The following is a 26906-nucleotide window of genomic DNA, read 5'->3' as shown; positions in this document are numbered from 1 at the left end:
TCTGGCTCGGCTCGGGCCGTCCACCCGCCTCCGCGCGCGTACCGGCGCCTCCGTGAAGGGCCTCCCGCCTTCCGTCCGCCCCGCCCGCCCCACCCCGCCCGCCCGTCCCGCCCACGTCCGATTCGTTCAAGACCCGTTCCGGTTCGGCCGCGTACGTTTCCCTCATGAACACAGCACCCCGCATCACCCCTCAGCTGGACCTCATCGGTGTCGTCGTCTCGGACATGGGCGCCTCGCTCGGCTTCTACCGGCGGCTCGGGATCGAAGTGCCCGAAGGGAGCGAGGGGGCGCCGCACGTCGAGGCCGTACTGCCCGGAGGGCTGCGGATCGCCTGGGACACCGAGGAGACCGTGCGGTCCTTCGACCCGGGCTGGACGCGGCCCGTCGGCGGGAACCGCGTGGAGCTGGCCTTCCGGTGCGCCGCGCCCGAGGACGTGGACGCGGTCTACGCGGAGCTGACGGCCGCCGGGTACCAGGGTCATCTGAAGCCCTGGGACGCCTTCTGGGGCCAGCGTTACGCCGTGGTCCTCGACCCGGACGGGTCCGGAGTGTCGCTCTTCGCGGACTCCGGGAGCGAGGCCGCGTAGGCGCCGAGGGTGGTCCCCGCGAGGGCCCGGGTCTCGCGGGCCAGATGGGCCTGGTCGGCGCAGCCCGCGCGGACCGCCGCCTCGGCGTACGGCACTCCGGCCCGGACCAGGGCCAGCGCACGCTGGAGGCGGAGGACCCGGGCGAGCGTCTTGGGGCCGTAGCCGAAGGCGTCCAGGGAGAGCCGGTGGAGCTGCCGGGCGCCGAGCCCGACCTCGTCGGCCGTCTCGGCGACGGCCCGCCCCGCACCGAGACGTGCGACGACCGTGCGCAGCAGCGGGTCGGGGGCGGGGACGTCGGCGGCCCGGACCCGTACCAGCGTGTCGAGGGCGGTCGCCGGGTCCGGGGCGGCGGTGATCCGTTCGCCGAGCCGTCGGGCCTCGGCCCCGCCCCACAGCGCGCCGAGGTCGATCCTGCGGTCGCGCAGTTCGTGGGCGGGGACGCCGAGGAAGCGGGGCGCGTCACCGGGCGCGAAGCGGATTCCGGCGTACCGGGCGGCGGTCTCACCGGGCACGTACGCGCGCGTGTCGGGTCCGGCGACCATGAGGTGCCCGTCGGCCCAGATCAGGTCCATGCACCCGTCGGGCAGCACGGCCCGGACCGGCCCCTCGTCGGGGACTGCGGTACGGCTCCACAGGACGGCGCCGTCGAACAGGGCGGGGCGTTCCTCGTACACCCTTCCAGCCTAGGCCGTCACCGCCGGGAACTCCCCCGGTCCCACGGCCGTTGGGATGTCCGGACCCGGGGGGCGAGCGGATCTGGACCGTGGAGGTCGGTATGGCTCGGCAAGGGGCGCTTCGGCGCGGGTTCGGTGTGGTGGCGGTGGTCGTCGCGGTGACGGCGGGCACGGTGACGGCGGCCTCGGCCGCCGGTGGGGACGGGAGGCACGGTGCGACCCGGGCCGCGATGGCGGAGCTCGTACGGGACGAGGGGCTGCCCGGGACGATAGCGGGGGTCCGGGAGGGCGACGGCGGCTGGTCGGCGGCCGTCGGGGTGGCGGACACCTCGACCGGGCGGGCGCGGTCGGCCCGGGAGCGGTTCCGGATCGGGAGCGTGACGAAGACCTTCACCGCGACGGTGGTGCTGCAACTGCGGGCCGAGGGGCGGCTCGATCTGGACGACACCGTGGAGAGGTGGCTGCCCGGGGTGGTGCCGCCCGACGGGACGCACAGCCCGGTGATCACGGTCCGGCAGCTGCTCGGGCACCGCAGCGGGCTGTTCTCGTACGACGAGGACCCGCTGATGATCGAGCGGCTGGCCTCGCCCGCCTTCCTGGCGCACCGCTACGACACCTACCGGCCCGAGGATCTGGTGCGGATCGCGGTCTCCCACCCCCGGCTCTTCGAGCCGGGGGAGAAGGTCTCGTACTCCAACACCAACTACATCCTGGCCGGGATGATCATCGAGAAGGTCACCGGCCGCCCGTACGGGCGGGAGATCGAGCGGCGGATCGTCCGGCCCCTCGGTCTCTCCGGGACGAGCCTGCCCGGCACGGCGGCCGGTATGCCCCGGCCGCACGCGCTCGGCTACTCCACGCTGTTCGGCGGCAGCACGACCCCGCTGGAGACCACCGAGCTGAACCCCTCCTGGGGCGGTGCGGCCGGGGAGATGATCTCCACGACCGCCGACCTGACCCGCTTCTACTCGGCCCTGATGCGCGGGAAGCTGCTGCCCCGGGCGGAGATGGCCGAGATGGTCCCCGCCACCGGCGGCCCGGGGCTCGGCATCGGCACCGCGAGGCTGAGCTGCGGGGTCACGCTCTGGGGCCACGACGGCGGCATCCACGGTTCGTCGACGGTGGCGCTGACCACCCGCGACGGACGGCACGTGGCGGCCTTCCACACCAACGCCGACTGGGTCGTGGGCGAGCGGCGGCTCATGGAGGCCGAGTTCTGCCGCTGAGCGGCACCTCGGGGCGGTCCGTCAGGTCCGGGAGCGGAGCGGGTCGGGGTGCCCTGCCGGTCTCCCTCCTGCCCGGCCTTCGGGGCGGGCGAGGGGGATACTGGGCGTGAGAATCGCCCCAGCGCCGAACCCGCTCCGGAGGGGGTCGGCCGTTGGGGTGTCGTCGTCGGAGCCTTTCGAGGGGAGCCGTTCCATGACCACGGCGAAAGACCTGTTCCTCACCGCCATGGAGCCGGGGCGTTCCGTGGGGCAGGGCGACCTGTCGCTCGCGCTCGCGGGAGCCGAACTGATCGATCTCATCGGGGCGGGGGCGGTGACCGTGGACGGCGACCGCGTCGTGCCGGGCGGGGCCTGGGCGCCGGACGATCCGCTCCTTCGGCAGGCCGTGGCGGAGGTCGGCCGTCAGGCGTCCCCCGAACCGATCGAGGACTGGCTGTGGCGCCGGGGCCGGAACCTCTCGGCCACGTACCAGGAGGCGCTGGAGGCGGACGGCGAGCTGACCCGGAAGCGCGACCGCCGGTCGCCCTTCGGCGCGGGACACGTCGAACCGGCCGACACGCCCGCGCGGGTGCGGGCCGCCGACCGCAGACGGGAGGGCGAACCGGTACTGGCCGCCCTGGCCTCGGCCGTGGGCATCGGCGAGGGGCTCTCCGGGGGATCCGACGACGGTACGGAGGCGAACACCGGCGGGGACGGTGACGGTGACGGTGACGGTGACGGTGACGGCACCGACATCGACGACGACGGTCCCGTCGACGGTGGGCCCGTATACGGTGGGCCCGACCTCGGTGACGACGCGGTCACCGCCGTGGTGGCCGGTGTCCACGACGCGGTGATGGAGCTGGAGGCCGTACGCCAGCGGCGGGCCATCGAAGGCTCCGCCTTCGCCAATCTGTGGCGCGGCGTCTGACTGCCCGCTTGTGAGGCCGCCATGACACATACCGGTGACGGGGTGCGGTGCTGACGCCGTGTCGGCTTCCCGTCCCGGGCACGTCGGGGCATGGCGGTCTACAGGTCGGGCAGCAGGTCGTCCGGGGTGGGAGAGCGGTGCTCCCGCAGCCAGTAGAGGTAGACCCGCAGGTCCGTCTCCAGGCTCCCGGAGTCGGTGCCGCCGACGATGTGGGCCGCGAAGTCCCTGGCTCCCTCCACCGCTCGTTGGTTCGGGATCCACTGGTCGTACCGCTCCCACTCGTGTACCTGTTCCCTCAGGTGGTCCAGGACCCGCCCCCGGTCCCGCCACCACTCCCGTACCAGCTCCGGTGTCCACCGCTGGTCGCCGTCCCAGGCATAGCCGTCCATGGGGTCCGCCTCGATGGCTCCGAGCACGTCCCTGACTTCGTCCGGCGTGCGCGGCTGACGGTAGACGTACTCACTGAAGTACTGGCCGCCGTAGTGGACATGACGCGGGGCTTCGAGCCGACCGGTCGCGCAGTTGTCCGTCTCGCCTCCGTACACCGGCCCGGGGACATTGAGCCACAGACGGTCCTCCCAGCGGCCGTTGCCGCTCAGGTGCGCCCGGGAAAGGGCTGCCGCCGCGTCGAAATAGAGCGTCATGAGGGCAGCGTACTTTTGCCCGCCGAGGCTGAGCGGCCGACCCGGACGCGCAGGGGACGCGATCGCCCCCCATCACGAGCGGCAGTGCGCCTGGGCCGACGCCCCGTTCCGGAATGAACGTCACCGGCAACCGGAGGCGCCACGGCCCTGTCGATCTGCGCCCCAGCGGATCACCTCACCAGCGCGATGACAGTGCCGGTCGCTGTGCAGGTCTCGAGCACCGGCTGACAAAGCCATGCCGAGGTCGGCCCACAGGGTGGTGACGCTCCGGCCTTCCGCCGTTTCGGTGGAGTGGGCGGCGGCGATCGGAAACTCGGCGGGGCCGGAGCCGTCGGTGGCCGGGGCGTCGAGCCGGTAACCGCCGCCGGTGACGGCGTCGGCACGGCGACCGTGCGAAGGCGGTCGCACGGGAACTGCCGGCGGTTCGGGGCGAGCTCGCGGCCGGAAGGACCGGACTCATTGCCCCAAGCAGTGCCCTTCCAGCACTACTCGCGGAATCCTTGAGCAGGTTTCGTGGGAACGTCCCCCTGTCTCTGAAAGGCAGCCCGTTGGCAGAGCACGAACACCACCAAGAGCAGCAGACCAGCCCCAAATTCCCGGCGCCCGCCAGATCCGCCCACACGAACCCCGCGGGACTTCTCGCGCTCCAGCGCACCGCGGGCAACGCCGCAGTCCTGCGGATGCTCCAGCTCTCCAGCCACCCCTACGCCCAGCCCTCCGTCCAGCGCAAGAACCAGACCGCCGGGCAGCACGTCCACGGCGGGGGGTGCGGTCACCAGCAGGCCACCCCCGAGCAGCAGCCGACTGTGCAGCGCTCGGCCGTCCACGACGTCCTCGCCAGCACCGGCCGCCGCCTCGACGCCCCGCTCCGTGAGGAAATGGAAGCCCGCCTCGGCGCCGACTTCTCGGACGTCCGCATCCACGACAACACCGCCGCCCGCGCCTCCGCCACCGAAATCGGCGCCCGCGCCTACACCAGCGGCACCGACATCGTCATCGGCGACGGCGGAAGCGACCACCACACCCTTGCCCATGAACTCACCCACGTCATCCAACAACGCCAAGGCCCCGTCGCGGGAACCGACAACGGCGCGGGCCTCTCTGTCAGCGACCCGGGCGACCACTTCGAACGCGAAGCCGAAGCCAACGCCACCCGGGTGATGCAGGGGGCAGCGCCCGCGGAGGCGTACGTCCAGCGCGCCACCGCGCCAGGACACGCGGTATCCGGCGGAACCTCCACAGATGTCCAGCGCACCATTTCCGGCTCCAGCATGGACGACGAATACGATCCGGCATCCCTCGAAAAATTGAGAAAGAAGCAGAAAAAGAAAGACGAAGACGAAGAGATGGCATCGGAGGAGATAGAGGAACGCATCCCGAACGAACGCCTTGTGGAGGATTACGAAACCGATTCGGATGACTCCGAAGACGAATACGTGAAGAGTAATTCCATGGAGGAATTTGAATCGTATCCCACCGACCCGCACTGGGCCACAGGAGAGGGGCATGGAAATATCTACGATGGCATGACACGGCTCGGAGAGATGTGGCCGAGAGCTCGCTCCGCAGCAAGGAATGGGGACCTGGAGGGGCGCGACCTGGTTGCGCGCATGTCCGAGATGAACACCTTCTCCATGAATCGGAAGATCGAAAAATACAGCAGCTTGAATGAAGAGCGTGAAGAACCGGGCATGGACATCGAAGATATCGAGGCATTCCGGGAAAGAATGGAGAAGGCTATCGAGAAATGCGTACTCCGGCATTACACCGACAGCGGATCGATAGAGAGAATACTCGGCAGCGGCGGGCTCCTGTCGGACAGAGCCCTCCAGGAAATGGCTCACCGGGAGGGCAACACCGACCGTCGGAGCAACACGAGCCCGCTGGACCTCACGGAGATAGCAAATGACGGATTCGTCTTCTTCTTCATCGAGCAGGAGAGCGCGGGTTTCCGGTCGACACGGTTCGCCGGAGACAATCCGGCACGCATCACCGTACCGATCCGGAAGCTGACGGAGAGCGGCTGGATCATGCTGCACGACTTCAACGGCATGGAATTCCTCACCCTGCGCACCGGCCAAGGCCAAGGACTCCTCGCGCACCAGAGGGACGACGTCTACGGCAACTTCTCACCGGAAGGAGCGGCGAATGAAATACCTCAGAAGATAAATCAATCCCAGAATGACTTGAAAGAATACGGAGAAGGCCTTGAATCTCAGCTCGCAGAGAACCCCGGGAAGCGGGACATCCTGCTTGCAAAATGGGGTCGAGCGCAGCTCGCTCAGCAGGCGTACGAGAGCGGTCTTACTGCCGAGTGGGGAAGACTGATCGAACAGGGTACGAGAAATGATCTGATGGTCAGAGATTTCGACCACGGCGATTTTGAATCCGGCAAGGGGACGTCCAGATACTACAGAGATGCCGCCCGCCAGGAATACAGTTCGTACAAGGAACGACTCCAGGGCAACATACTCGCGGGCGCGGACATCATTCCCGGGCTCGCCGCCCGCTGCACCCTCGAACTCCTCCGCATGAACGAAGGAAACGGTGCTGCCGTAGCACAGGCGATGTTCCGGCAACCGCCTGAAGAACTGCTTGACCATCTGTTCAGGAGTTTCCTGCGGCCTCAGGCCATGTTGCCCGGCTCGGTCGCCGTCACTCCGGCTCAGGTGGAGTATCCCTAGTCCGCCTGCGATGTTGTTTCAGCCCGAGTGATTGCGGTATGGCCATTTTTCTGCCGTCCGGCGATCTGGTGCCGGTGAGGCAATCGGGTTGGTGCGGATGTCGTGACGAGCGGTGTGACGCCTGGGGCGGAGAGCGGCTTTTCGCCTGTCTTGTTTCAGGACGCCCGGGTGCGTCCCGTGCTTCGACACGGTTGGACACGCGCCTGGGCGCACGCCCCGGGGCGGCGACATCTCCAGGTCATGGCTGACCGTGGTGCGTATCCGAGCGATCCGTCAGATGCCGCTGGGAGTCGACCGGGCCGGTGCTGTCCGCGTGGCGCTACGAGCACCACGGCCGGGCGCCGGGCTTCGACCGACCGGCCGGGCTCGGCCTGCGCGAGATCATGAACGCGATCCTGTACGTGGACCGCACCGGGGTGGTGGCGCTGCCTGCCGTACGACGTCCCGCACCGGAACAGCGTCCACGGCTACTTCGCCAAGCGGCGAGCACGGTCTCCTGGCGCGAGCCGACACCGCCGGAACGCACTCGTACAACGGGACGGAACAACCGGAGAAGACGACCTCCGAGCCCCGTCCCACGGGCCCGTCAGTCCTTCTCCCGGCCGGAGTGCAGCCGGGACTTCACGTCGTCCGGGGGGAGGAACCGGGACCAGCGCTCCGGGAACTCGGACGGCATGTCCGGGTCGTCCTCGTCCACGTCCTCCGCCTCCGCCCGCACCCGGGCGACGAGTTCCGCCGCCTGGACGGCGCGGGCCCGGTCGTTCGCCTCGCGGGCGGCGGCCGTGGCGACGGACGGCCAGACACGGTCGATGGCGGCGTTCACGGCGGCGCCGACGAGGACGGCGAAGGCCGAGATGCCGATCCAGAGGAGGACCGCGATGGGGGCGGCGAGCGAGCCGTAGATCGTGGGGCCCTCGACCTGGCTGGTGAGGTAGATCCGCAGCACGAAGCTCCCCAGCACCCACATCCCGAGCGCGACGAGCGAGCCGGGGATGTCCTCGATCCACGGCGAGCGCACGGGCACGGACACGTGGTAGAGCGTGGTGAGGAAGGCGATGGAGAGCAGGATGACGGCAGGCCAGTAGAGGACGGAGACGACCTCCGTGCCCCAGGGGAACAGCGCCACGACCCGGTCGGGACCGACGACCGCGAGGGGCAGGACGACGGCTCCGATGAGCAGCGCCACGATGTACAGGAGGAGGGCGAGGAGCCGGGTCTTGACGATGCCACGGTGCCCGTCGAGGCCGTACATGACGGTGATGGTGTCGATGAAGACGTTCACCGCGCGGGAGCCCGACCAGAGGGCGATGGCGAAGCCCAGGGAGATCAGGTCGGGCCGTTTGCCCTGGGTGACGTCGTCGAGGAGGGGTTCGGCGATGTCGCGGACACCCCGGTCGGAGAGGACCGTCCCGGCCGCGTGGAGGATGTTCTCCCGGATGCTGGCGACGGTGTCCGTGTTCGTCCAGCCGTCGACGTAGCCGAGGACGGCGATCAGACCGAGCAGCAGCGGTGGCAGGGACAGCAGCGTGAAGAACGCCGCCTCGGCGGCCAGCCCGAGGATGCGGTACTCGATGCACGAGTTCACGGTGTCCTTGAGGAGCAGCCAGGCCATCTTCCGCTTCGAGACGTTGCGGTAGAGGACGCGCGCGCGGTGGAGCCTGCTCCAGGGCCGCCGCTCGGGCCGTTCGGGTGTTTCGCTTGCTGCCTGCACCTGCTTACCGTATCCGCATGGCACCGAGCACCCACACCGTGACCAACCAGCCCCCTCCCCTGGTGGGACACGACGTCTTCACGAGCGACCGGGCGCTGGCGGAGGCGGTCGAACGCCACCTCGCCCCCGAGGTCCTCCCGGAGGCCCGCGAGGAGCTCGCCGCGCTGGGCGTGGCGACCGGATCGGTGCAGGTACGGGAGTGGGGCGAACGGGCGAACGCGAACCCGCCCCGGCTGCGGACCCACGACCGGTACGGTCACCGGATCGACGAGGTCGAGTTCGATCCGGCCTGGCACCGGCTCCTGGGCCGTTCGGTGGGAGCGGGCCTGACGAACGCGTGGGGCCGTCCGGGTGGTCATGTCCGGCGGGCCGCCGGGTTCCTGGTGGTGTCCCAGGCGGAGGCGGGGCACGGCTGTCCGCTGTCGATGACGCACGCCGCCGTGCCCGCGCTGCGCGCCGAGCCGGAACTCGCCGAGGTGTGGGAGCCCGCGGCGCTCTCCTCCGTCTACGAGCGGGAGCTGCGGCCGGTCGCGGAGAAGCCCGGGGTCCTGCTCGGGATGGCCATGACGGAGAAGCAGGGCGGCAGCGACGTCCGGACGAACACGACGGAGGCGCGCCCGCTGGCGGCCGACGGGGAGTACGTCCTGACGGGGCACAAGTGGTTCTGTTCGGCGCCGATGTCGGACGGGTTCCTGGTGCTCGCCCAGGCGCCGGAGGGGCTGACCTGTTTCCTGGTGCCCCGGGTGCTCGCGGACGGTTCGCGGAACGCCTTCGCGCTCCAGCGGCTGAAGGACAAGCTGGGGAACCGTTCGAACGCCTCCGCCGAGGTGGAGTTCGACGGTACGACGTGGGCGCGCCGGGTCGGCGAGGAGGGCCGCGGGCTGGGCACCGTCATGGGTGCGGTGGCGGCGACCCGGCTGGACTGCGTCCTCGGTTCGGCGGCGCTGATGCGGCAGGCGGTGACGCAGGCCGTCCACCACTGCGCGCACCGCGGCGCGTTCGGCGGGCTGCTCGTCGACAAGCCGCTGATGCGGAACGTGCTGGCCGATCTGGCGCTGGAGTCGGAGGCGGCGACCGTCCTCGGGATGCGGCTCGCGGCCGCGTACGACGCCGGTACGGAGCGGGAGCGGGCGTTGCTGCGGATCGCGGTGCCCGCGGCGAAGTACTGGGTGACGAAGCGGTGTACGCCGTTGGTGGCGGAGGCCCTGGAGTGCCTGGGCGGCAACGGTTACGTGGAGGAGTCGGGAATGCCCCGGCTGCTGCGGGAGTCGCCGGTCAACTCGGTGTGGGAGGGCTCGGGGAACGTGCAGGCCCTCGACGTGGTCCGGGTGCTGCGGACGGAGCCCGCCGCTCTGGACGCGCTGCTGCGGGAGGTGGGGGCGGCGCGCGGCGCGGACCACCGTCTCGACCGGGCGATCCGGGAACTCCTGGGGGAGCTGGCGGACCTGGACGGGGTCGAGGCGCGGGCCCGGCGGCTCGCGGAGCGGCTGGCGCTGGTCCTCCAGGGGGCGCTGCTGGTGCGCTGGGCCCCGCCGGAGGTCGCGGACGCGTTCTGCGCGGCGCGGCTGGGCGGGGACGGTGGCGCGGCCTTCGGCACCCTGCCGCACACCCTGGACCTGCGGAGCCTGGTGGAACGGGCCCGGGTGGAGACCTGAGGGGACCGGGCCCGCAGGGGCGGAGGGGCCGGGGTCTGTGCGGTCCGGTGTCGCGCCGCGAGGCCGGGGACCGGGCCATGTGGGCGCGGTCCGGTGCCGCGCCGCCAGGCCGGGGACCGGGCCATGTGGGCCGGGTGGCCCAGCGGGGCTCAGCGCTGTCCGGCGGCCGTGCTTCGGGGGCGGGGATCCGGAGATCGTAGGGGGAGGAGCGGTTGTTCTCGATTCAGCCGGTGGGCAGGTCGGGCTCCGCTCCGGTCTGGGTCAGGAAGTCGGTGAGTGCTTCGGCGAGTCTCTCGGGCTGGTCCTCCGGGACGAGGGTGGAGGAGTCGGCGATCTCGACCAGTCGGCCCTGCGGGTACAGCTCGGCCAGACGGGGGCCGTGCTCACGCGGCATCAGTCTGTCCTCCGTCGCCCAGACGACCAGTACCGGGCGGTCGAAGGCGCGCAGTCGCTCGCTCCAGGCCAGCAGGGTCCCACGCCTGGGCGCCGAGGTGGCGAACTTGGCGAAGTCCCTGCGGATGGCCTGGCTGCGGGTCGCGGGAGCGAACCAGTCGTCCATGATCTCGTCCGGGATCCCGCGCAGGCTCATCCCGCCGTAGCCGTTGCGGTTGTTCCGGAACGCGGGGATACGCATGAGGCGCGTCAGGAGCCACACGCCACCGGGAACCCCGCACACCGCGGCCGCCGCTCTGGCCGGTCCGGGGGGAAAGTTGTCGAACGCCTCGCAGGCCACCAGGACCAGGCGCGCGACCCGCTGGGCCTTCCCTTCCGACACCAGGAACTGGCCACCGCCCCAGTCGTTCAGGACGAGTGTCACGTCGTCAAGACCGAGCCGTTCGATGAACTCGCTCAGGAGGAGCGCGACGCCGCGGTGGGACAGATCGGCGTCCGGGGCCATCGGCCGACGATGTCCGCCGAGAGGCAGCGTGGGCAGGACACAGCGGTACCCGTGCAGCAGCGGCACCACTTTGCGCCACTGCGTCTCGTTCATCGGCAGACCATGGCAGAACACCAGCACCGGTCCGTCGCCCCCGGTGTCCTGGTAGTCGATCGTTCCGGACGACAGCACGATCTGCGGCATCACACCCCCAGGTGACAGAGCGCTCCAAAAGTCCGGTCCGGTCCAGTGAACACCGAAGGACCGCCCCACGAACACCGCTCGGACTTCCCCGCGTTGTCCGCGGGACCGGGCGAGCCCTTCGACGAGTAACCTCGGCCCTCGCGGAGAGGGCGCGAGGTTCCCGGCCTCGAAGGCGGCCTGAGCCGCGCCAGCGGACGTACACGTGACCCGGGCGGCGCCGGGACGCTCGCGTGCGCCCGGCCGCCACCGCCGGACAGCAGTGCCTGGCCGTCGACCGTGTCCGGCATGTCGATCATCGTGTACCACCGCCGGGGGTTCCCGCCGCTGGTGGCGGCCTTGTCGAGTGCGGAGCAGGGGTTGGCCTTCCCGACGCCCAGATCGAGGACGGTGGCCGTCGCGGCGGCCGGAGCGGTCTTGCCGTGATCGTCGGCACCGAGGAGGACGGCGCTCGTCGTCCGCGACCGCGCTGCGCTCTCGGCGGCCAGGAACGCGCTGTGCGCGGCGGCGTCCTCGACGGACCGCGAACCGGTCGCTTCAGGTCGGCCACGTCGGTGATCTGCTGGAAATGCGCCCACTCGGAGGCGATGCCGACCTTGATGGCCGAGTGGGCGACGGCGACGGCGACGGCGACGGCGACGGCGACGGCGAGAACGGGGAACCGCACCGGGACGATGCCTGCGAACGCCATCGGTGTCGCCGTCGCCTTGGCCTGGGTTCTGGACCTGACGCTCACACAGCGACCGGCTTCCTCACCCACCGGGCGCGCGTGGCACAGGCCGGGAGGCAGCTCACGCGCACTGGAGCGGACGTGGAGACGAGCTCCGTCCGTCTCAGAAGGTGCCGTTCAGGAGCCACCAGCTGCCGTTGTCCTGATGGCCTCTCCCGAGTCCTCCCGTCCCGGTGCCCTTGTAGTGGACCAGCCATTCGCCATCGGCGGTCGCGAGGAGGTCCGGCTTTCCGTCGCCGGACCAGTCGCCGTTGGCGATCAGGGACGTACGGGAGTTCCAGCCGCCGCTGCCGACCAGCTTGCGGGCACCGATCCCGCTGGTCCTGCCCGGGTAGAGCCAGAGCTTGCCGGTGGACGCCTCCCGGGCATACAGATCGGCCCGGCCGTCGCCATCCATGTCACCAGGGGCGACCAGCGCGTTCATCGAGTTCCAGCCGCCGCTGCCGATCAGCTTCCGGCCGCCCAGCGTGCCCGTCGACGTCCCCGGGTACAACCACAGTCTGCCGGTCGCCTTCTCCACCGCGAGCAGATCGGACCGCCTGTCACCGGTCAGATCACCGAAGGCCACGATCCTGCTCATCGAGTTCCAGCCGCCACTGCCGATCAGCTTGCGCGCACCCAGAGCGCCGGTCCCGGCACCGGGATACAACCACAACTTGCCCGTAGCGGCCTCACGGGCGATCACGTCCTCACGACCGTCACGACTGAAATCCCCGTGCCGGACAAGGGCGTTCATACCGTTCCAGCCCCCGCTGCCGACCAGACGGCCACGCCCGTCACCGGGCAGGAACCACAGACGCCCGGCGAGGTCACGGACGAGGAGGTCCGCCGTCCGGTCGCCGTTCAGGTCACCGAACCCGAGCGCCCTGGGCGAGGTCTCGGAACTCCAGTAGGGGTAGGGGTTCGCCGAACACTCCCGTTCGGTGGGGACCATCTTGACCGAACTGATCGAGCTGGGGCCCATGTTGGTTCCGTAGATGTCCTTCCGGTAAGTGCCCTCCCGCCGGATGTAGTTCGGTTCGTCGTAGGTGCAGGCGATCAGCGAGCTGCGGTTGAGGATCTTCTGGATCTTGTTGTCCCAGGAGCCGAGCGTCGGCTTGCTGCTCTTCGTCTTGTACATGGCGCTCGAGTAACTGGATCCAGCCCAGGCGCAGAAGTAGCCGTCCGGGCAGCCCCGCACGGTGGCGGCCTGCGCGGGCGCGGCGCCCGCGCCGAACAGCGTCAGCGAAGTGAGTCCCAGCGCGACGGCCGTCGAGGCCAGGCGCCGGGACAGGGGTGTGGTCATGCGTTCCCTCCCTGGATGCGACGGGGCGTCTGTCTGCGATCCCGCCGCGAGAAGGGACCGTACCGCTCGCCCCGACTCGTCCGCACCGCCCCCTCGCCCAGGGCCCCACGGGTTCTCACCGCGATGGCGACGGTACGGATGGCGAGGACCGTCCGGAGTGTTCGGTCGGGCCCGGCGGGTCACGGGCGCGCGGCTTCGGTGGCCCGCGCCGCAGGGTGAGGGCGGCCTCGGCGGAAGACCGTTGCTTCGGGCCGCGGTTCGGCGCCCGCGCCGGGGAAGAGCGGCGGCAAGGCCAGAGCGGATCTGTTCCTGGCGTCCGGCGGCGGACGAGAGCGTGAGGTCCTGCTGGAACGGCTTCCCTGCCTCATGGTCTGCCGTGAGCGCCGGAGGGATGCCTTCGGAAGAGGGGAGTTCTCATGGGTGCTCACCGGCCGGGCGGGCAGGCGGTCGTGGGCGGCGCGCTGGGGCGCTGTGGCCGCACTCGGGCCAGGGAGGGGCGGGGAGGGTCTGAAACCCTTCCAGGGTGAGTCCCGAGGCCCCGACGAGGTGCGGGCCAGCGCCGTCGGGGCCGGAGCCCGGGACGCCGTCCGGGAAACGCGACCGAGCTGCCCGCCAAGGGCCGCTGGTGGCTGCACCAGGGCAACGGGCGGAGCGGCTTCTCCGCCCGGGTCCGGATCGGGTCGGGCCGGCAGAGCCCACGAACCGCTGGCGGGTGGAGCCGACCTCACCGGCGATCGCCGGTGAGGTCGGCTCCGGCGATCGCAGCCCGGACCTGCTCGGCCTCGGGGCGAAGAGCGGAGTGTGGAGTGTGGCGGAGTGGCTGTACCGGGGCACCGGCGACTGGCGTAACCCCTTCCAGGGCCGCCAGGCCGCGACAGAGCCGACCGTCCCGGCGGGCGCCGCGCTGCCCACGACCTGAGACATCGGCGGACCAGCGGGGGCACGGGCCCCCGCCGACGGCCGGGTCATCGAGGTGACCGCCGACCATCCGGACCCGAGGATCGCCGTCCTCAGCGATCCATGGAGTGGGCGGCACCCGGACGGTCGCTCGTTCCACAGCCCGGAGACCTGCGGGAGCGGTGTCGTCCGAGGGGGCGGGGTCGTTCGTGCCCGGCGCGGGGGCGGGAAGATCGCCACGCGTACCAGGGGTGGACCGCAGGGGGTCGGCACGCGCGGAAAAAGCGGGGGTGGTGCTGCGCCGACACGGCACCACCCGCCGCTCCGAGCACTGTCGCCCAGGAGGACGGTGAACGGCCAGAGTTGCAAAGGGTTGCAGGATTACCCGAACCGGGCCGCGTCGGCCTGTTCCGAGCGGCACCATGGGCACCGACACTCCGGGCAGCCGCCCTGTGCAGAACCGATACAGCACCCCGGGTGGCTGGGAGAGACCGATGAACAACACGCAGCTCGACATGAAGCGCCTCGCCGCCATGGACGCCGCCCGTGCCACCCGGCTGCTGCACCGGGTGCGGGAGGAGACGCTGGCCGGGCGACGGCCGCCGATCGCGCCCCGCCCCGTCATCGACGCCTCCTGGCAGCGGATGGCCCGGCTCGGTCTCGACCCGGACCAGGGCACGAGCAGCGTGCTGCTCCGGCGCGACGAGCTGGAGCAGCGGCGCAGGACCACGCTGCTCGCCGAGGTCCTGCAGACGCTCACCGGCGGCCTCGCCGGGATCGCCGACGCCTCGCTCCAGATCATGGTGGTCACCGACGAGCACGGCCGGGTGCTGTGGCGGCAGGGGAACTCCTCCGTGCTGCGGCGGGCGAACGGCATCTGCCTGGAGGAGGGCGCGGCCTGGACGGAGCACACCACCGGCACCAACGCGGTCGGCACCGCGCTCACCCTGGGCCGCGCGGTGCAGGTGCACTCCGCCGAACACTACGTGCAGGCCCTCCACGGCTGGACCTGCGCCGCCGCCCCCGTGTACGACCCGCGCGACCGGCGGCTGCTCGGCATCCTGGACGTGAGCGGTCCCGCGTCCACGTTCCATCCGGCGATGCTGCCGCTGGTCGGTTCGGTGGCCCGGCTCGCGGAGGCCGAGATGCGGGAGCGGCACCGCGGCTCGGTGGACCGGCTGCGGGCGGTGGCCGCGCCGATCCTGTGCCGGATGGGCGGCCGGGCGGTCGCGGTGGACGAGCACGGCTGGACGGCGGCGGTCACGGGCCTCGCGCCGACGGACCGCGTCCCGCTGCCGAAGTCCTTCGGCGCGGGCCGGATGTGGCTGCCCTCGCTCGGGACGTGCGCGGTGGAGCCGCTGCCCGGCGGCTGGCTGCTGCGGGTCGAGGAGGAGACCCCTCCGGCGGACCCGGGCGCGGGGGCCACGGGCCGGGTGGTGCTCGATCTGAGCAGGCCGCGCCGCTGGACGGTGGCCGTCACGGGGGAGGCGGGCAGCTGGCAGCTGGAGCTGAGCCCCCGGCACGCGGAACTCCTCTACGTCCTGGCGCTGCACCGGGACGGCCGGACGGCGGCGGAGCTGGCGGACGACGTGTTCGGGGACCGTACGAGGACGGTGACCGTACGGGCGGAGATGTCCCGGGTGCGGCGGAACCTGGCCGGGGTCCTGGCCCACCGCCCGTACCGCTTCCGCGAGGAGGTGGTGGTGGAGGTGCTGCGGCCGGAGCACCCCGAGGACCTGCTCCCCCACTCGCTGGCACCCGCGGTCCGCGCGGCCACGCCCTGACCCTCACCACGGACCGCCGCCCACCGGGCCGCCGCCCATCGGGCCCATCACGGCTCGGGGCCGCCGGGGTCTGCGACCGCCGGGCCGCCGGGCCGCCGGGCCTGACTGTCCAGAATCCGGACACCCCGGCCCGCCCACCGGTCTCCAGGCCGAACACCTCGCGGGACCGGTAGGGAAGAACCCGTACGGAAGGTCCCGTACGGAAGGTCCCGTACGGAAGGTCCCGTACGGAAGAACCCGTACGGAAGAACCCGTACGGAAGAACCCGTACTGGGAGTCCCGTACTCGGGAAACCGCGCTCAAGGCCCCGTACAACAGCCCCCTCACGGGAGGCGTCACCCCGCGCCCCCGGTCCGGCCCCGGCCCGGCCCGCCCCCTTCCTCCGCCCTCCCCCTACCCCCCTCGCCCCCTCCCGTCGGGCCGTGATGCGATGACCCCATGCGCATCTCTCTCACCACCTGGTCCCTCGAACAGACGGCACCGTCCGATCTCCGGCCCTCCCGCGTCCCGGAGGGCGACGACATCACGATCGTCCGGGCCGCGGTCCCGTCCCCCGAGTACAGCCGTTACCTCTACACTGCGGTCGGCGGTGACATCCACTGGTCCGACCGGCTGCCGCTGTCGTACAAGCAGTGGCAGGAGATCGTGGAGAAGCCCGGCACCGAGACCTGGGTGGCGTACGAGAAGGGCACGCCGGCCGGTTACGTGGAGCTGGACGCCCAGGCCGACGGCGTGGTGGAGATCGCCTACTTCGGCCTGATCCCCGCCTTCCGGGGCCGAGGGATCGGCGGCCACCTCCTCTCCTACGGAGTGGCCCGCGCCTGGGACCTGGCCGGGCGCTGGCCGGGACGCGAGGAGACCGCGCGGGTCTGGGTGCACACCTGCTCCCTCGACGGCCCGCACGCGATGGCCAACTACGAGCGGCGCGGCTTCCGGCTCTTCGACACCAAGGTGGAGGAGACCGAGGACTCGCGGACCCCCGGCCCGTGGCCCGGCGCCCACGCCTGAGCCAGGAAGGACCCGTACGGGCCGAAATGAGCCACCCCGGGAGTGTCCCGGAGCCACTCCGGAACACTCCCGGAGCACCTGACCCTCACGGAACACTCCCCGGGCTCCCGTGGGCGCCCCCGGCGCTCTCCCCGGCCGTACCGGCATCCGAGACCGTTCGGTACAGGTCTCCGCGGCACCCCGGAGGGGCCCTGACCAGGGCCCCTCTTGAGTGACCCAGCACACACCATCTCGACGAGCGAGACGACATCGTCCGCATCCTGGACGAAGCTGGACTGGGTCCAAAGTCCCGTGACACGCTTCCGCCATGCCTGGAACTGGAATTGCCTTGGTGAGTCGACGACACGTCGATCTCGGCCGCATGTCCAGCGCCATCTGTCCGGCGCGCTGAGAGAACCAGCACCGCCGCGATCTCCTCTCCACCCGACTCTGCCCCACCCTGCTGCGCACTGCCGCGCCATTCTCTGACCTGAGCGTGAGTGCGCAGGTCAGAGCCGCCCTCTCGCAGTCCCGAAGGACAAGACGCCATGGCCGCCACCCCGGAAAACCCCACTCCCGCCACTGCCCGCCGCAAGGCCGGACGCCACCGTGGCGAGGGTCAGTGGGCCGTGGGGCACTTCACCCCGCTGAACGGCAATGAGCAGTTCAAGAAGGACGACGACGGTCTCAATGTGCGGACACGTATTGAGACGGTCTACTCGAAGCGCGGTTTCGACTCCATCGACCCCAACGACCTGCGCGGGCGTATGCGCTGGTGGGGCCTCTACACCCAGCGCAAGCAGGGGCTGGACGGCACCAAGACGGGTGTCCTGGAGCCGGAGGAGCTGGACGACGAGTACTTCATGCTCCGCGTCCGTATCGACGGCGGCCGTCTGACCACCGAGCAGTTGCGCGTCATCGGCGAGATCTCCGAGGAGTTCGCCCGGGGCACCGCCGACATCACCGACCGGCAGAACGTCCAGTACCACTGGATCCGCATCGAGGACGTCCCCGAGATCTGGAACCGCCTGGAGGCGGTCGGCCTGTCCACCACCGAGGCCTGCGGCGACACCCCGCGCGTCATCCTCGGCTCCCCCGTCGCGGGCATCGCCGAGAACGAGATCATCGACGGCACCCCCGCCATCGACGAGATCTACCGCAGGATCGTCGGCAACAAGGACTTCTCCAACCTGCCCCGCAAGTTCAAGTCCGCGATCTCCGGCTCGCCGCTGCTGGACGTGGCGCACGAGATCAACGACATCGCCTTCGTCGGCGTCCGGCACCCCGAGCACGGCCCCGGCTTCGACGTCTGGGTCGGTGGCGGTCTCTCCACCAACCCCAAGCTCGGCGTCCGCCTCGGCACCTGGGTCTCCCTCGACGAGGTCCCGGACATCTACGAGGGCGTCATCTCCATCTTCCGCGACTACGGCTACCGCAGGCTCCGCAACCGCGCCCGTCTGAAGTTCCTCGTCGCCGACTGGGGCCCGGAGAAGTTCCGCCAGGTCCTGGAGGACGAGTACCTGAAGCGGAAGCTGACCGACGGCCCCGCGCCCGAGCAGCCCGCCGGACGCTGGCGCGACCACGTCGGCGTCCACCGCCAGCTCGACGGCAGGTTCTACGTCGGGTTCGCGCCGCGCGTCGGCCGGGTCGACGGCCCCACCCTGACGAAGATCGCCGCCGTCGCCGAGCAGCACGGCTCGGGCCGGGTCCGCACCACCGCCGAGCAGAAGATGCTCGTCCTCGACATCGAGGAGGAGCAGGTCGACTCGCTCGTCGCCGCCCTGGAGGCACTGGACCTGCGGGTCACCCCCTCGCCGTTCCGGCGCGGCACGATGGCCTGCACCGGCATCGAGTTCTGCAAGCTCGCGATCGTCGAGACCAAGGCCAGGGGCGCCTCGCTCATCGACGAACTGGAGCGCCGGGTACCGGACTTCGACGAGCCGCTGACCATCAACATCAACGGTTGCCCCAACGCCTGCGCCCGCATCCAGGTCGCCGACATCGGCCTCAAGGGACAGCTCGTCCTGGACGACGAGGGCAACCGCGTCGAGGGCTACCAGGTGCACCTGGGCGGCGCCCTGGGCCTGGAGGCCGGGTTCGGCCGCAAGGTCCGCGGCCTCAAGGTCACCGCCGCCGAACTGCCCGACTACGTCGAGCGGGTCCTCAAGCGCTTCCAGGCGGAGCGCGAGACCGGCGAGCGCTTCGCCACCTGGGCCACCCGCGCCTCGGAGGAGGCCCTCTCATGAGCGAGCGAGCCGCCCCCTTCCACTGCCCCTACTGCGGGGACGAGGACCTGCGCCCCAACGAGCAGGGGCACGGCGCCTGGGAATGCGCCGCGTGCAGCCGGGCCTTCCAGCTGAAGTTCCTGGGGCTCCTCGCCCCCGGAAATTCGGGCAAAAACCCTGGAAGGGAAGAGATATGACGACCATTCAGGACGTCGCCTCGGCCGAGCTCAAGGCACTCGCCGAGCAGGCGGGCCGCGACCTGGAGGACGCCTCCCCGCTGGAGATTCTCCGCTGGGCCTCGGACACCTTCGGCGAGGACTTCTGCGTCACCTCCTCCATGGAGGACGCCGTCGTCGCCCACCTCGCCTCCCGCGTCAGGCCCGGCGTGGACGTCGTCTTCCTCGACACCGGCTACCACTTCGAGGAGACCATCGGCACCCGTGACGCCGTGGACGCCGTGATGGACGTCCGCGTCATCACCCTGACCCCGCGCAGGACCGTGGCCGAACAGGACGCCGAGCACGGCCCCCGGCTGCACGACCGCGACCCCGACCTGTGCTGCGCCCTGCGCAAGGTCAAGCCCCTCGAAGAGGGCCTGACCCGCTACCGCGCCTGGGCCACCGGGCTGCGCCGCGACGAGTCCCCCACCCGGGCGAACACCCCGGTCGTCGGCTGGGACGAGAAGCGGCGGAAGGTCAAGGTCTCCCCCATCGCCCGCTGGACTCAGGACGACGTCGACGCGTACGTCGCCGAGCACGGTGTCCTCACCAACCCGCTCCTCATGGACGGTTACGCCTCCGTCGGCTGCGCCCCCTGCACCCGCCGCGTCGCGGAGGGCGAGAACGCCCGCGCCGGACGCTGGGCGGGACGGGCCAAGACCGAGTGCGGACTGCACGGATGACGGACACTCAGGAAGTTCAGGAGAAGCACGTGACGGGTGCCACCATCTGGCTCACCGGCCTGCCCAGCGCCGGGAAGACCACCATCGCGTACGAGCTGGCCGACCGGCTCCGCGCGGAGGGCCACCGCGTGGAGGTCCTCGACGGCGACGAGATCCGCGAGTTCCTCTCCGCGGGCCTCGGCTTCAGCCGCGAGGACCGTCACACCAATGTGCAGCGCATCGGCTTCGTCGCCGAACTGCTCGCCTCCAACGGCGTGAAGGTACTGGTCCCGGTCATCGCCCCGTACGCCGACAGCCGCGAGGCGGTCCGCAAGCGCCACCGGACCGAGGGCACCCCCTATGTCGAGGTACACGTCGCCACCCCGGTGGACGTCTGCTCCGTACGCGATGTGAAGGGGCTGTACGCGAAGCAGGCCGCGGGCGAGATCAGCGGCCTGACCGGGGTCGACGACCCGTACGACGAGCCGGCCGACCCGGATCTGCGGATCGAGTCACAGAACCAGACCGTGCGCGAGTCCGCGGCGCGACTCCACGCGCTGCTCACCGAGAAGGGCCTGGCATGACGACCACCGTTGCCCATGTTCACGGCGAGACCGACAGTCCGTTCGCACTGTCCCACCTCGACTCCCTGGAGTCGGAGGCCGTCCACATCTTCCGCGAGGTGGCGGGGGAGTTCGAGCGGCCGGTGATCCTCTTCTCCGGCGGCAAGGACTCCATCGTCATGCTCCACCTGGCGCTGAAGGCCTTCGCCCCGGCGCCGGTCCCCTTCACGCTGCTGCACGTCGACACCGGGCACAACTTCCCCGAGGTCCTGGAATACCGCGACCGGGTCGTCGCCGAGCACGGACTGCGCCTCCACGTGGCCTCCGTACAGGACTACATCGACGCCGGGAAGCTCCGCGAGCGCCCCGACGGCACCCGCAACCCGCTCCAGACCGTCCCGCTGACCGAGGCCATCCAGGAACACCGCTTCGACGCCGTCTTCGGCGGCGGGCGGCGCGACGAGGAGAAGGCCCGCGCCAAGGAACGGGTGTTCTCGCTGCGCGACGAGTTCTCGCAGTGGGACCCGCGCCGCCAGCGCCCCGAACTGTGGCAGCTCTACAACGGCCGCCACGCCCCCGGCGAACACGTCCGGGTCTTCCCGCTCTCCAACTGGACCGAACTGGACGTCTGGCAGTACATCCAGCGCGAGGCGATCGACCTCCCGGAGATCTACTTCGCCCACGAGCGCGAGGTGTTCTCCCGCAGCGGCATGTGGCTGACGGCCGGTGACTGGGGCGGCCCGAAGGAGTCCGAGACGGTCGAGAAGCGGCAGGTCCGCTACCGCACCGTCGGCGACATGTCCTGCACCGGGGCCGTCGATTCCGACGCCACCACGCTGGACGCCGTCATCGCCGAGATCGCCGCCTCCCGGCTCACCGAGCGGGGCGCGACCCGTGCCGACGACAAGATGTCCGAGGCCGCGATGGAAGACCGCAAGCGCGAAGGGTACTTCTAATGAGCACGTCCACCGAGCTGCTGTCCGACCAGCTGGCGGCCACCACCCTGCTGCGCTTCGCCACCGCCGGCTCCGTCGACGACGGCAAGTCCACCCTGGTCGGCCGTCTCCTCCACGACTCCAAGTCGGTCCTCGTCGACCAGCTGGAGGCCGTCGAGCACGCCTCGCGCTCCCGGGGCCAGGAGGCGCCCGACCTGGCGCTCCTCACCGACGGCCTGCGGGCCGAGCGCGAGCAGGGCATCACCATCGACGTCGCCTACCGCTACTTCGCGACGTCCCGCCGCCGCTTCATCCTCGCCGACACCCCCGGCCACGTGCAGTACACCCGCAACATGGTCACCGGCGCCTCCACCGCCGAGCTGGCCGTGGTCCTGGTCGACGCCCGCAACGGCGTCGTCGAGCAGACCCGCAGGCACGCCGCCGTCGCCGCCCTGCTCCGCGTCCCGCACGTGGTCCTGGCCGTGAACAAGATGGACCTGGTCGACTACCGGGAGTCCGTCTTCGCCGCGATCGCCGAGGAGTTCACGACGTACGCCTCCGAACTCGGCGTCCCGGAGATCACCGCGATCCCGATCTCGGCGCTCGCCGGGGACAACGTGGTGGAGCCGTCCGCGCACATGGACTGGTACGGCGGCCCCACGGTCCTCGAACACCTGGAGACCGTCCCCGTCAGCCATGACCTGACGGCCTGTCACGCCAGGTTCCCCGTGCAGTACGTGATCCGTCCACAGACCGCCGAGCACCCCGACTACCGGGGCTACGCCGGGCAGATCGCGGCCGGAGCCTTCCGGGTCGGCGAGCAGATCACCGTACTGCCCTCGGGACGCACCTCCACGATCACCGGGATCGACGCGCTCGGCGAGTCCGTGGACATCGCCTGGGCACCGCAGTCGGTGACGATCCGGCTCGCCGACGACATCGACGTCTCCCGCGGCGACCTGCTCGCCCCGAGCGGTGACGCCCCGGCGACCACCCAGGACATCGAGGCGACCGTCTGCCACGTGGCGGACCGGACGCTCACCGTCGGCCAGCGGGTGCTGCTCAAGCACACCACCCGCACGGTCAAGGCGATCGTCAGGGAGATCCCCTCGCGGCTGACCCTGGACGACCTCTCCCAGCACCCGGACCCGGGTCAGCTGGTCACCAACGACATCGGCCGGGTCGTGGTCCGCACGGCCGAGCCGCTCGCGCTGGACGCCTACGCGGACTCGCGCCGCACCGGCTCGTTCCTGCTGATCGACCCGGCGGACGGAACGACGCTCGCGGCGGGCATGGCGGGCGAGTCCTTCGCCACCGCCAAGGCCGTCGTGGACGTCGCGGACGAAGAAGGGTGGGACTTCTAGACCATGCTCTCCGACATCTACTCGACCTTCGCGAAGGAGGGGGGCCGCGTCGGCAGCGGCACCCTCGGCAGCGGCCAGGGAGGTGTGGCGCGATGTGCGTGATGACGTACGCGCACCGCCTGCGCGCCCACACCCCCCACGAGCCGTACCCGATCCCGCTCCACCGCCGAAGACGTGGTCATGAGCCACGTATCGAGAGGAAAGCCTCCCGTGTCCAACGGAAACGCCCGCACCACCCGTAAGACCCTGCGCCGGAGCGTCGTCGCCGCCGCCGCGCTGCCCCTCCTGATCGGCGCCCTCGCCTCCTGCGGCTACGGCTCCGACGCCAAGAAGGAGGAGGCCTCGGAGAAGAAGGCCCCGGTCGCGGCCGACGCCAAGAAGCTCTCCGCCTCCGAAGTACGGCTCGGCTACTTCCCGAACCTGACGCACGCCACCGCGCTGATCGGCGTCCAGGACGGCCTGATCCAGAAGGAACTGGGCGCCACCGCCCTCAAGCCGCAGACCTTCAACGCGGGCCCGTCCGAGATCGAGGCGCTCAACGGCGGCTCCCTGGACATCGGCTTCATCGGCCCCTCGCCCTCCATCAACGCGTACGTCAAGTCCAAGGGCCAGAACCTGCGGATCATCTCCGGCTCCGCCTCCGGCGGCGTGAAGCTGGTCGTGAACCCCAAGAAGATCAAGACCCTGGACGACCTCAAGGGCAAGCGGATCGCCACCCCCCAGAAGGGCAACACGCAGGACGTCGCGCTGCTCAACTGGATAGCCGAGAAGGGCTGGAAGGTCGACCCGGAGTCCGGCAAGGGTGACGTCTCCGTCGTCCGCACGGACAACAAGGTCACCCCGGACGCCTTCAAGTCCGGCTCCATCGACGGCGCCTGGGTCCCCGAGCCGACCGCGTCGAAGCTGGTCTCCGAGGGCGGCTCCGTCCTCCTCGACGAGACCAGCCTGTGGCCCGAGAAGAAGTTCGTGATCACGAACATCATCGTGTCGCAGAAGTTCCTCACGGAGCACCCGGACGTGGTCGAGGCGGTGCTGAAGGGCACGGTGAAGACCAACGAGTGGATCAACGCCAACCCCGACAAGGCGAAGGCCTCGGCCAACGCGGCCCTGAAGGCCCTCGGTGGCAAGGCCCTGGCCGACAAGGTCATCGACCCGGCGTGGCCGAGCATCGCCATCACCAACGACCCGCTGGCCGCGACGCTGAAGACCCAGTCCGAGTGGGCCGTCAAGGCCGAACTGATCAAGCAGCCCGACCTGGCAGGCATCTACGACCTGAAGCTCCTGAACAAGGTGCTGAAGGCCGCGGGCGAGCCCGAGGTCTCCGACGCCGGTCTCGGCGTCAAGTAACCGCGACCAGTCCGAGATCCCGTAACCCCAGGAGGTGACGACCATGGCCACGACACTCGCCAAGGCTGCCGAGGGCACCGTGAGGGAGCAGACGCACGCCGCCCGGATCGAGCACGTCTCGAAGTCCTTCTCCGGCCCGGCCGGTAGCCAACTCGTCCTGGACGACGTCAGTCTCGACGTCGCGCCCGGCGAGTTCGTCACCATCCTGGGGGCATCGGGGTGTGGCAAGTCCACCCTGCTGAACCTGGTCGCGGGCCTCGACCGGCCGACCCAGGGGTCCATCGCGACCCCGGGCGGCCGGCCGGCGCTGATGTTCCAGGAGCACGCCCTCTTCCCGTGGCTGACCGCGGGCAAGAACATCGAACTCGCCCTGCGGATGCGCGGGGTGTCCCGGGCCGACCGGCGGACGGAGGCCGAGCGGCTGCTCGACCTCGTCCGGCTCGGCGGCGCGTACGGCAAGCGGGTGCACGAGCTGTCCGGCGGTATGCGGCAGCGCGTGGCACTGGCCCGCGCCCTGGCCCAGGACAGCCGGCTCCTGCTGATGGACGAGCCGTTCGCGGCCCTCGACGCCATCACCCGGGACGTGCTGCACGGCGAGCTCACCCGGGTCTGGGAGACCTCGAACACCAGTGGCTCCGCCACGGGGAACCTCTCCGTCCTCTTCGTCACACACAATGTGCGCGAGGCCGTCCGCCTCGCGCAGCGCGTGGTCCTGCTCTCCTCCCGGCCCGGCCGGGTCGCCAAGGAGTGGACCGTGGACATCCCGCAGCCCCGCCGCATCGAGGACGCGGACGTGGCCGAGCTGTCCCTTGAGATCACTGAGCACCTGCGTGGGGAGATCCGCCGCCATGGCCAGCACTGACACCACCGCGAAGGCCAAGCGGGACGACCTCGCCGGTCTCGAGGCCGGACTCGACGCCCTGGACGCGGTCGAGATCCGTCGCACCCCGGTCCGGGAGGTCCTCCTCAAGAAGGTCCTCCCGCCGACGCTGGCCGTCGGACTCGTCCTCGTCGTCTGGCAGATCCTCGTCACGGCGAAGATCACCGAGGAGACCAAGCTGCCCGCGCCGTCCGCGGTGTGGAACGGCCTGACCGACATGTGGCTCCAGGGGACCCTGCTCGAAGTCATCTGGACCAGCGTCTCGCGCGGTCTGTCCGGCTTCCTGCTCGCCCTGGCCATCGGCACCCCGCTGGGTCTGCTGGTGGCGCGGGTGAAGTTCGTGCGCGCCGCGATCGGACCGATCCTGTCCGGTCTCCAGTCGCTGCCCTCGGTGGCCTGGGTGCCGCCCGCCGTGCTCTGGTTCGGTCTGAACGACGCCATGATGTACACCGTGATCCTGCTGGGCGCCGTGCCGTCCATCGCCAACGGCCTGGTCTCCGGCGTCGACCAGATCCCGCCGCTCTTCCTGCGGGCGGGCCGCACCCTGGGCGCCACCGGCCTCAGGGGCACCTGGCACGTGGTGCTCCCGGCCGCGCTCCCCGGCTATCTGGCGGGGCTCAAGCAGGGCTGGGCGTTCTCCTGGCGCTCGCTGATGGCGGCCGAGATCATCGCCTCCTCCCCCGATCTGGGCCTCGGCCTCGGCCAGCTCCTGGAGAACGGCCGCAACAACATCGACCTGCCCGGTGTGTTCCTGGCGATCCTGCTCATCCTGGTCGTCGGCATCGCGATCGACCTGCTGATCTTCAGCCCGCTGGAGCGCTGGGTGCTCCGCAGCCGCGGCCTCCTGGTGAAGTGAGCTCTGAGCCGACCGTGAACCGTCCCGTCCTCCTCGTCATCGCCCACGGCAGCCGTGATCCGCGGCACGCGGCGACCGTCCGGGCGCTGGTGCGCCGGGCCGGTGCGCTGCGGCCAGGGCTGCGGGTGGAGACGGCGTTCCTCGACTTCGACCTGCCGTCGGTGCCGGGGACGCTCGACCGGCTCGCGGCGGACGGGGTGCGGGACGTGGTGGCGCTGCCGCTGCTGCTGACCCGGGCCTTCCACGCGAAGGCCGACATCCCCGCCGTCCTGCGGCAGGCCCCGCCGTCGCTACGGGTGCGCCGGGCGGAGGTCCTGGGACCCTCACCGCTGCTGATCGCGGCGGTGGAACGGCGGCTGTACGAGGCCGGGCTGACGCCCGGCGACCGGAGCACGACCGGGGTCGTCCTGGCCTCGGCGGGCTCCACAGACCCGGAGGCGATCGCGGTGATCGCAGAAACGGCGCGGGAGCTGCGGCGCACCGGTTGGTGCTCCGTGCGGCCCGCGTTCGCCTCCGCATCCCTTCCGCGTACGGAGGACGCCGTGGCGGCCCTGCGCGCGGAGCCGGGCGTCGGCCGGGTGGCCGTCGCCCCGTACGTGATCGCCCCCGGCCGTCTCCCGGACCGCATCGCGGCCGGGGCGGCGGGCGCCGACGTCCTGGCGGGCGTCCTGGGCCCGTCCCCGGAACTGGCCCGGCTGCTCCTGGAGCGGTACGACGGCGCGCGGGCGGCCCGCCCGATGGCCCGGACGGCCTGACGGCCCTGGTCTTACGGCCCCGGTCCCGCGGCCGCACGCCCCCTGAAGCGCCTCGCCCGGTCGTACGTCCTCCCGGGCGCGGCGGACAGAACGCGACCGAGGCCCTCCGCACGACAAGACCCGTCCTCACGGTCGACGCTCCGTCAATTCCACCGCCCGCAAGGGTTCTCGCCCTCACCGGCACCGCCCCTCCTCCGCCGCTCCGTTACACGGTTGAAGTGATCTCCTGATCCGCCCGACACCCGGCCG

The 26906-nt window shown here is 71.0% G+C and carries 24 protein-coding genes; 19 read left to right on the top strand and 5 right to left on the bottom strand.

What is annotated here, in order from left to right; genetic code table 11:
* Positions 1-164: 164 nt before the first annotated feature.
* On the top strand, positions 165-587 hold the full coding sequence (locus ACIO92_RS28170) for a VOC family protein (RefSeq protein WP_366444909.1): 423 nt from the start codon (positions 165-167) through the stop codon (positions 585-587).
* Here the strand turns inward: ACIO92_RS28170 and ACIO92_RS28165 are convergent.
* Complete coding sequence (locus tag ACIO92_RS28165; protein WP_402283670.1) at positions 515-1261, bottom strand: helix-turn-helix domain-containing protein; 747 nt, start codon at positions 1259-1261, stop codon at positions 515-517. The genes ACIO92_RS28170 and ACIO92_RS28165 overlap by 73 nt on opposite strands.
* A gap of 101 nt (positions 1262-1362) precedes the next feature.
* On the opposite strand from ACIO92_RS28165, the gene ACIO92_RS28160 reads away from it, so the two are divergent.
* Both ACIO92_RS28160 and ACIO92_RS28155 read left to right on the top strand, forming a co-directional pair.
* Positions 1363-2487 (top strand): serine hydrolase domain-containing protein, encoded by a 1125-nt coding sequence (locus ACIO92_RS28160; protein WP_401241948.1) that lies wholly within the window; start codon positions 1363-1365, stop codon positions 2485-2487.
* 193 nt (positions 2488-2680) lie between these two features.
* Positions 2681-3397, top strand: coding sequence for a GPP34 family phosphoprotein (locus tag ACIO92_RS28155; protein WP_402283672.1), 717 nt, complete (start codon positions 2681-2683; stop codon positions 3395-3397).
* A 98-nt stretch (positions 3398-3495) separates the two neighbouring features.
* On the opposite strand, the gene ACIO92_RS28150 is transcribed toward ACIO92_RS28155, so the two are convergent.
* Entirely contained in the window at positions 3496-4041 is a 546-nt protein-coding gene (locus ACIO92_RS28150) for a ferredoxin (protein ID WP_402283674.1), read from the bottom strand.
* A 548-nt stretch (positions 4042-4589) separates the two neighbouring features.
* On the opposite strand from ACIO92_RS28150, the gene ACIO92_RS28145 reads away from it, so the two are divergent.
* Positions 4590-6725, top strand: a complete 2136-nt coding sequence (locus tag ACIO92_RS28145; protein WP_402283676.1) for a DUF4157 domain-containing protein — start codon at positions 4590-4592, stop codon at positions 6723-6725.
* Positions 6726-7311: 586 nt separating this feature from the next.
* Here ACIO92_RS28145 and ACIO92_RS28140 read toward each other — a convergent pair.
* Positions 7312-8436 (bottom strand): YihY/virulence factor BrkB family protein, encoded by a 1125-nt coding sequence (locus ACIO92_RS28140; RefSeq protein WP_366444903.1) that lies wholly within the window; start codon positions 8434-8436, stop codon positions 7312-7314.
* Between the two features lie 17 nt (positions 8437-8453).
* Here ACIO92_RS28140 and ACIO92_RS28135 point away from each other — a divergent pair, with 17 nt between their 5' ends.
* On the top strand, positions 8454-10091 hold the full coding sequence (locus ACIO92_RS28135; RefSeq protein ID WP_401241957.1) for an acyl-CoA dehydrogenase family protein: 1638 nt from the start codon (positions 8454-8456) through the stop codon (positions 10089-10091).
* A gap of 223 nt (positions 10092-10314) precedes the next feature.
* Here the strand turns inward: ACIO92_RS28135 and ACIO92_RS28130 are convergent, their stop codons facing one another.
* Both ACIO92_RS28130 and ACIO92_RS28125 read right to left on the bottom strand, forming a co-directional pair.
* Complete coding sequence (locus ACIO92_RS28130; RefSeq protein ID WP_402283679.1) at positions 10315-11172, bottom strand: alpha/beta fold hydrolase; 858 nt, start codon at positions 11170-11172, stop codon at positions 10315-10317.
* Between the two features lie 830 nt (positions 11173-12002).
* Positions 12003-13184: an FG-GAP-like repeat-containing protein gene (locus tag ACIO92_RS28125; RefSeq protein ID WP_366441417.1), complete on the bottom strand. Its 1182-nt coding sequence runs from the start codon at positions 13182-13184 to the stop codon at positions 12003-12005.
* Between the two features lie 712 nt (positions 13185-13896).
* On the opposite strand from ACIO92_RS28125, the gene ACIO92_RS28120 reads away from it, so the two are divergent.
* The 14 genes from ACIO92_RS28120 (at position 13897) to ACIO92_RS28055 (ending at position 26657) form a co-directional block, all read left to right on the top strand.
* Positions 13897-14103, top strand: coding sequence for a hypothetical protein (locus ACIO92_RS28120; RefSeq protein ID WP_402283681.1), 207 nt, complete (start codon positions 13897-13899; stop codon positions 14101-14103).
* Positions 14104-14575: 472 nt separating this feature from the next.
* The gene (locus ACIO92_RS28115) at positions 14576-15865 is read left to right on the top strand and encodes a GAF domain-containing protein (protein ID WP_402283683.1); all 1290 of its coding nucleotides are present in this window, start codon (positions 14576-14578) and stop codon (positions 15863-15865) included.
* A 438-nt stretch (positions 15866-16303) separates the two neighbouring features.
* The gene (locus ACIO92_RS28110) at positions 16304-16873 is read left to right on the top strand and encodes a GNAT family N-acetyltransferase (RefSeq protein WP_402283684.1); all 570 of its coding nucleotides are present in this window, start codon (positions 16304-16306) and stop codon (positions 16871-16873) included.
* Between the two features lie 307 nt (positions 16874-17180).
* Positions 17181-17264, top strand: a complete 84-nt coding sequence (locus ACIO92_RS28105) for a putative leader peptide (RefSeq protein ID WP_310887545.1) — start codon at positions 17181-17183, stop codon at positions 17262-17264.
* Positions 17265-17400: 136 nt separating this feature from the next.
* Positions 17401-19098, top strand: a complete 1698-nt coding sequence (locus tag ACIO92_RS28100; protein WP_366441414.1) for a nitrite/sulfite reductase — start codon at positions 17401-17403, stop codon at positions 19096-19098.
* Positions 19095-19274 (top strand): hypothetical protein, encoded by a 180-nt coding sequence (locus ACIO92_RS28095; RefSeq protein ID WP_402283687.1) that lies wholly within the window; start codon positions 19095-19097, stop codon positions 19272-19274. Before ACIO92_RS28100 ends, ACIO92_RS28095 begins: the two co-directional genes overlap by 4 nt.
* Entirely contained in the window at positions 19271-19978 is a 708-nt protein-coding gene (locus ACIO92_RS28090) for a phosphoadenylyl-sulfate reductase (RefSeq protein ID WP_366441412.1), read from the top strand. The genes ACIO92_RS28095 and ACIO92_RS28090 overlap by 4 nt, the downstream gene beginning before the upstream one ends.
* A 29-nt stretch (positions 19979-20007) precedes the next feature.
* Positions 20008-20541, top strand: a complete 534-nt coding sequence (gene cysC / locus ACIO92_RS28085) for an adenylyl-sulfate kinase (protein ID WP_401241604.1) — start codon at positions 20008-20010, stop codon at positions 20539-20541.
* The gene (gene cysD, locus ACIO92_RS28080; RefSeq protein WP_366441410.1) at positions 20538-21476 is read left to right on the top strand and encodes a sulfate adenylyltransferase subunit CysD; all 939 of its coding nucleotides are present in this window, start codon (positions 20538-20540) and stop codon (positions 21474-21476) included. The genes cysC and cysD overlap by 4 nt, the downstream gene beginning before the upstream one ends.
* A complete protein-coding gene (locus ACIO92_RS28075) occupies positions 21476-22819 on the top strand; it encodes a GTP-binding protein (protein WP_366441409.1) in 1344 nt (447 codons plus the stop codon). Before cysD ends, ACIO92_RS28075 begins: the two co-directional genes overlap by 1 nt.
* Before the next feature lie 210 nt (positions 22820-23029).
* Complete coding sequence (locus tag ACIO92_RS28070; protein WP_401241611.1) at positions 23030-24166, top strand: aliphatic sulfonate ABC transporter substrate-binding protein; 1137 nt, start codon at positions 23030-23032, stop codon at positions 24164-24166.
* A gap of 43 nt (positions 24167-24209) precedes the next feature.
* A complete protein-coding gene (locus tag ACIO92_RS28065; protein WP_366441407.1) occupies positions 24210-25028 on the top strand; it encodes an ABC transporter ATP-binding protein in 819 nt (272 codons plus the stop codon).
* Positions 25015-25902 (top strand): ABC transporter permease, encoded by an 888-nt coding sequence (locus tag ACIO92_RS28060; protein ID WP_366441406.1) that lies wholly within the window; start codon positions 25015-25017, stop codon positions 25900-25902. Before ACIO92_RS28065 ends, ACIO92_RS28060 begins: the two co-directional genes overlap by 14 nt.
* Before the next feature lie 14 nt (positions 25903-25916).
* Positions 25917-26657 (top strand): sirohydrochlorin chelatase, encoded by a 741-nt coding sequence (locus ACIO92_RS28055; protein WP_402059463.1) that lies wholly within the window; start codon positions 25917-25919, stop codon positions 26655-26657.
* Positions 26658-26906: the final 249 nt, after the last annotated feature.

It is taken from the genome of Streptomyces sp. NPDC087215, assembly GCF_044744885.1.
GTDB lineage: Bacteria > Actinomycetota > Actinomycetes > Streptomycetales > Streptomycetaceae > Streptomyces.
This window is presented reverse-complemented; position numbering and strand designations above follow the sequence as displayed.

Excerpts from the sequence above, each read along its gene's own strand:
- ACIO92_RS28170 (WP_366444909.1), top strand. The coding sequence starts at position 165 with ATGAACACAGCACCCCGCATCACCCCTCAGCTGGACCTCATCGGTGTC.
- ACIO92_RS28160 (WP_401241948.1), top strand. The coding sequence starts at position 1,363 with ATGGCTCGGCAAGGGGCGCTTCGGCGCGGGTTCGGTGTGGTGGCGGTG.
- ACIO92_RS28155 (WP_402283672.1), top strand. The coding sequence starts at position 2,681 with ATGACCACGGCGAAAGACCTGTTCCTCACCGCCATGGAGCCGGGGCGT.
- ACIO92_RS28150 (WP_402283674.1), bottom strand. The coding sequence starts at position 4,041 with ATGACGCTCTATTTCGACGCGGCGGCAGCCCTTTCCCGGGCGCACCTG.
- ACIO92_RS28135 (WP_401241957.1), top strand. The coding sequence starts at position 8,454 with ATGGCACCGAGCACCCACACCGTGACCAACCAGCCCCCTCCCCTGGTG.
- ACIO92_RS28130 (WP_402283679.1), bottom strand. The coding sequence starts at position 11,172 with ATGCCGCAGATCGTGCTGTCGTCCGGAACGATCGACTACCAGGACACC.
- ACIO92_RS28125 (WP_366441417.1), bottom strand. The coding sequence starts at position 13,184 with ATGACCACACCCCTGTCCCGGCGCCTGGCCTCGACGGCCGTCGCGCTG.
- ACIO92_RS28115 (WP_402283683.1), top strand. The coding sequence starts at position 14,576 with ATGAACAACACGCAGCTCGACATGAAGCGCCTCGCCGCCATGGACGCC.
- ACIO92_RS28110 (WP_402283684.1), top strand. The coding sequence starts at position 16,304 with ATGCGCATCTCTCTCACCACCTGGTCCCTCGAACAGACGGCACCGTCC.
- ACIO92_RS28105 (WP_310887545.1), top strand. The coding sequence starts at position 17,181 with ATGCCTGGAACTGGAATTGCCTTGGTGAGTCGACGACACGTCGATCTC.
- ACIO92_RS28100 (WP_366441414.1), top strand. The coding sequence starts at position 17,401 with ATGGCCGCCACCCCGGAAAACCCCACTCCCGCCACTGCCCGCCGCAAG.
- ACIO92_RS28095 (WP_402283687.1), top strand. The coding sequence starts at position 19,095 with ATGAGCGAGCGAGCCGCCCCCTTCCACTGCCCCTACTGCGGGGACGAG.
- ACIO92_RS28090 (WP_366441412.1), top strand. The coding sequence starts at position 19,271 with ATGACGACCATTCAGGACGTCGCCTCGGCCGAGCTCAAGGCACTCGCC.
- cysD (WP_366441410.1), top strand. The coding sequence starts at position 20,538 with ATGACGACCACCGTTGCCCATGTTCACGGCGAGACCGACAGTCCGTTC.
- ACIO92_RS28075 (WP_366441409.1), top strand. The coding sequence starts at position 21,476 with ATGAGCACGTCCACCGAGCTGCTGTCCGACCAGCTGGCGGCCACCACC.
- ACIO92_RS28065 (WP_366441407.1), top strand. The coding sequence starts at position 24,210 with ATGGCCACGACACTCGCCAAGGCTGCCGAGGGCACCGTGAGGGAGCAG.
- ACIO92_RS28060 (WP_366441406.1), top strand. The coding sequence starts at position 25,015 with ATGGCCAGCACTGACACCACCGCGAAGGCCAAGCGGGACGACCTCGCC.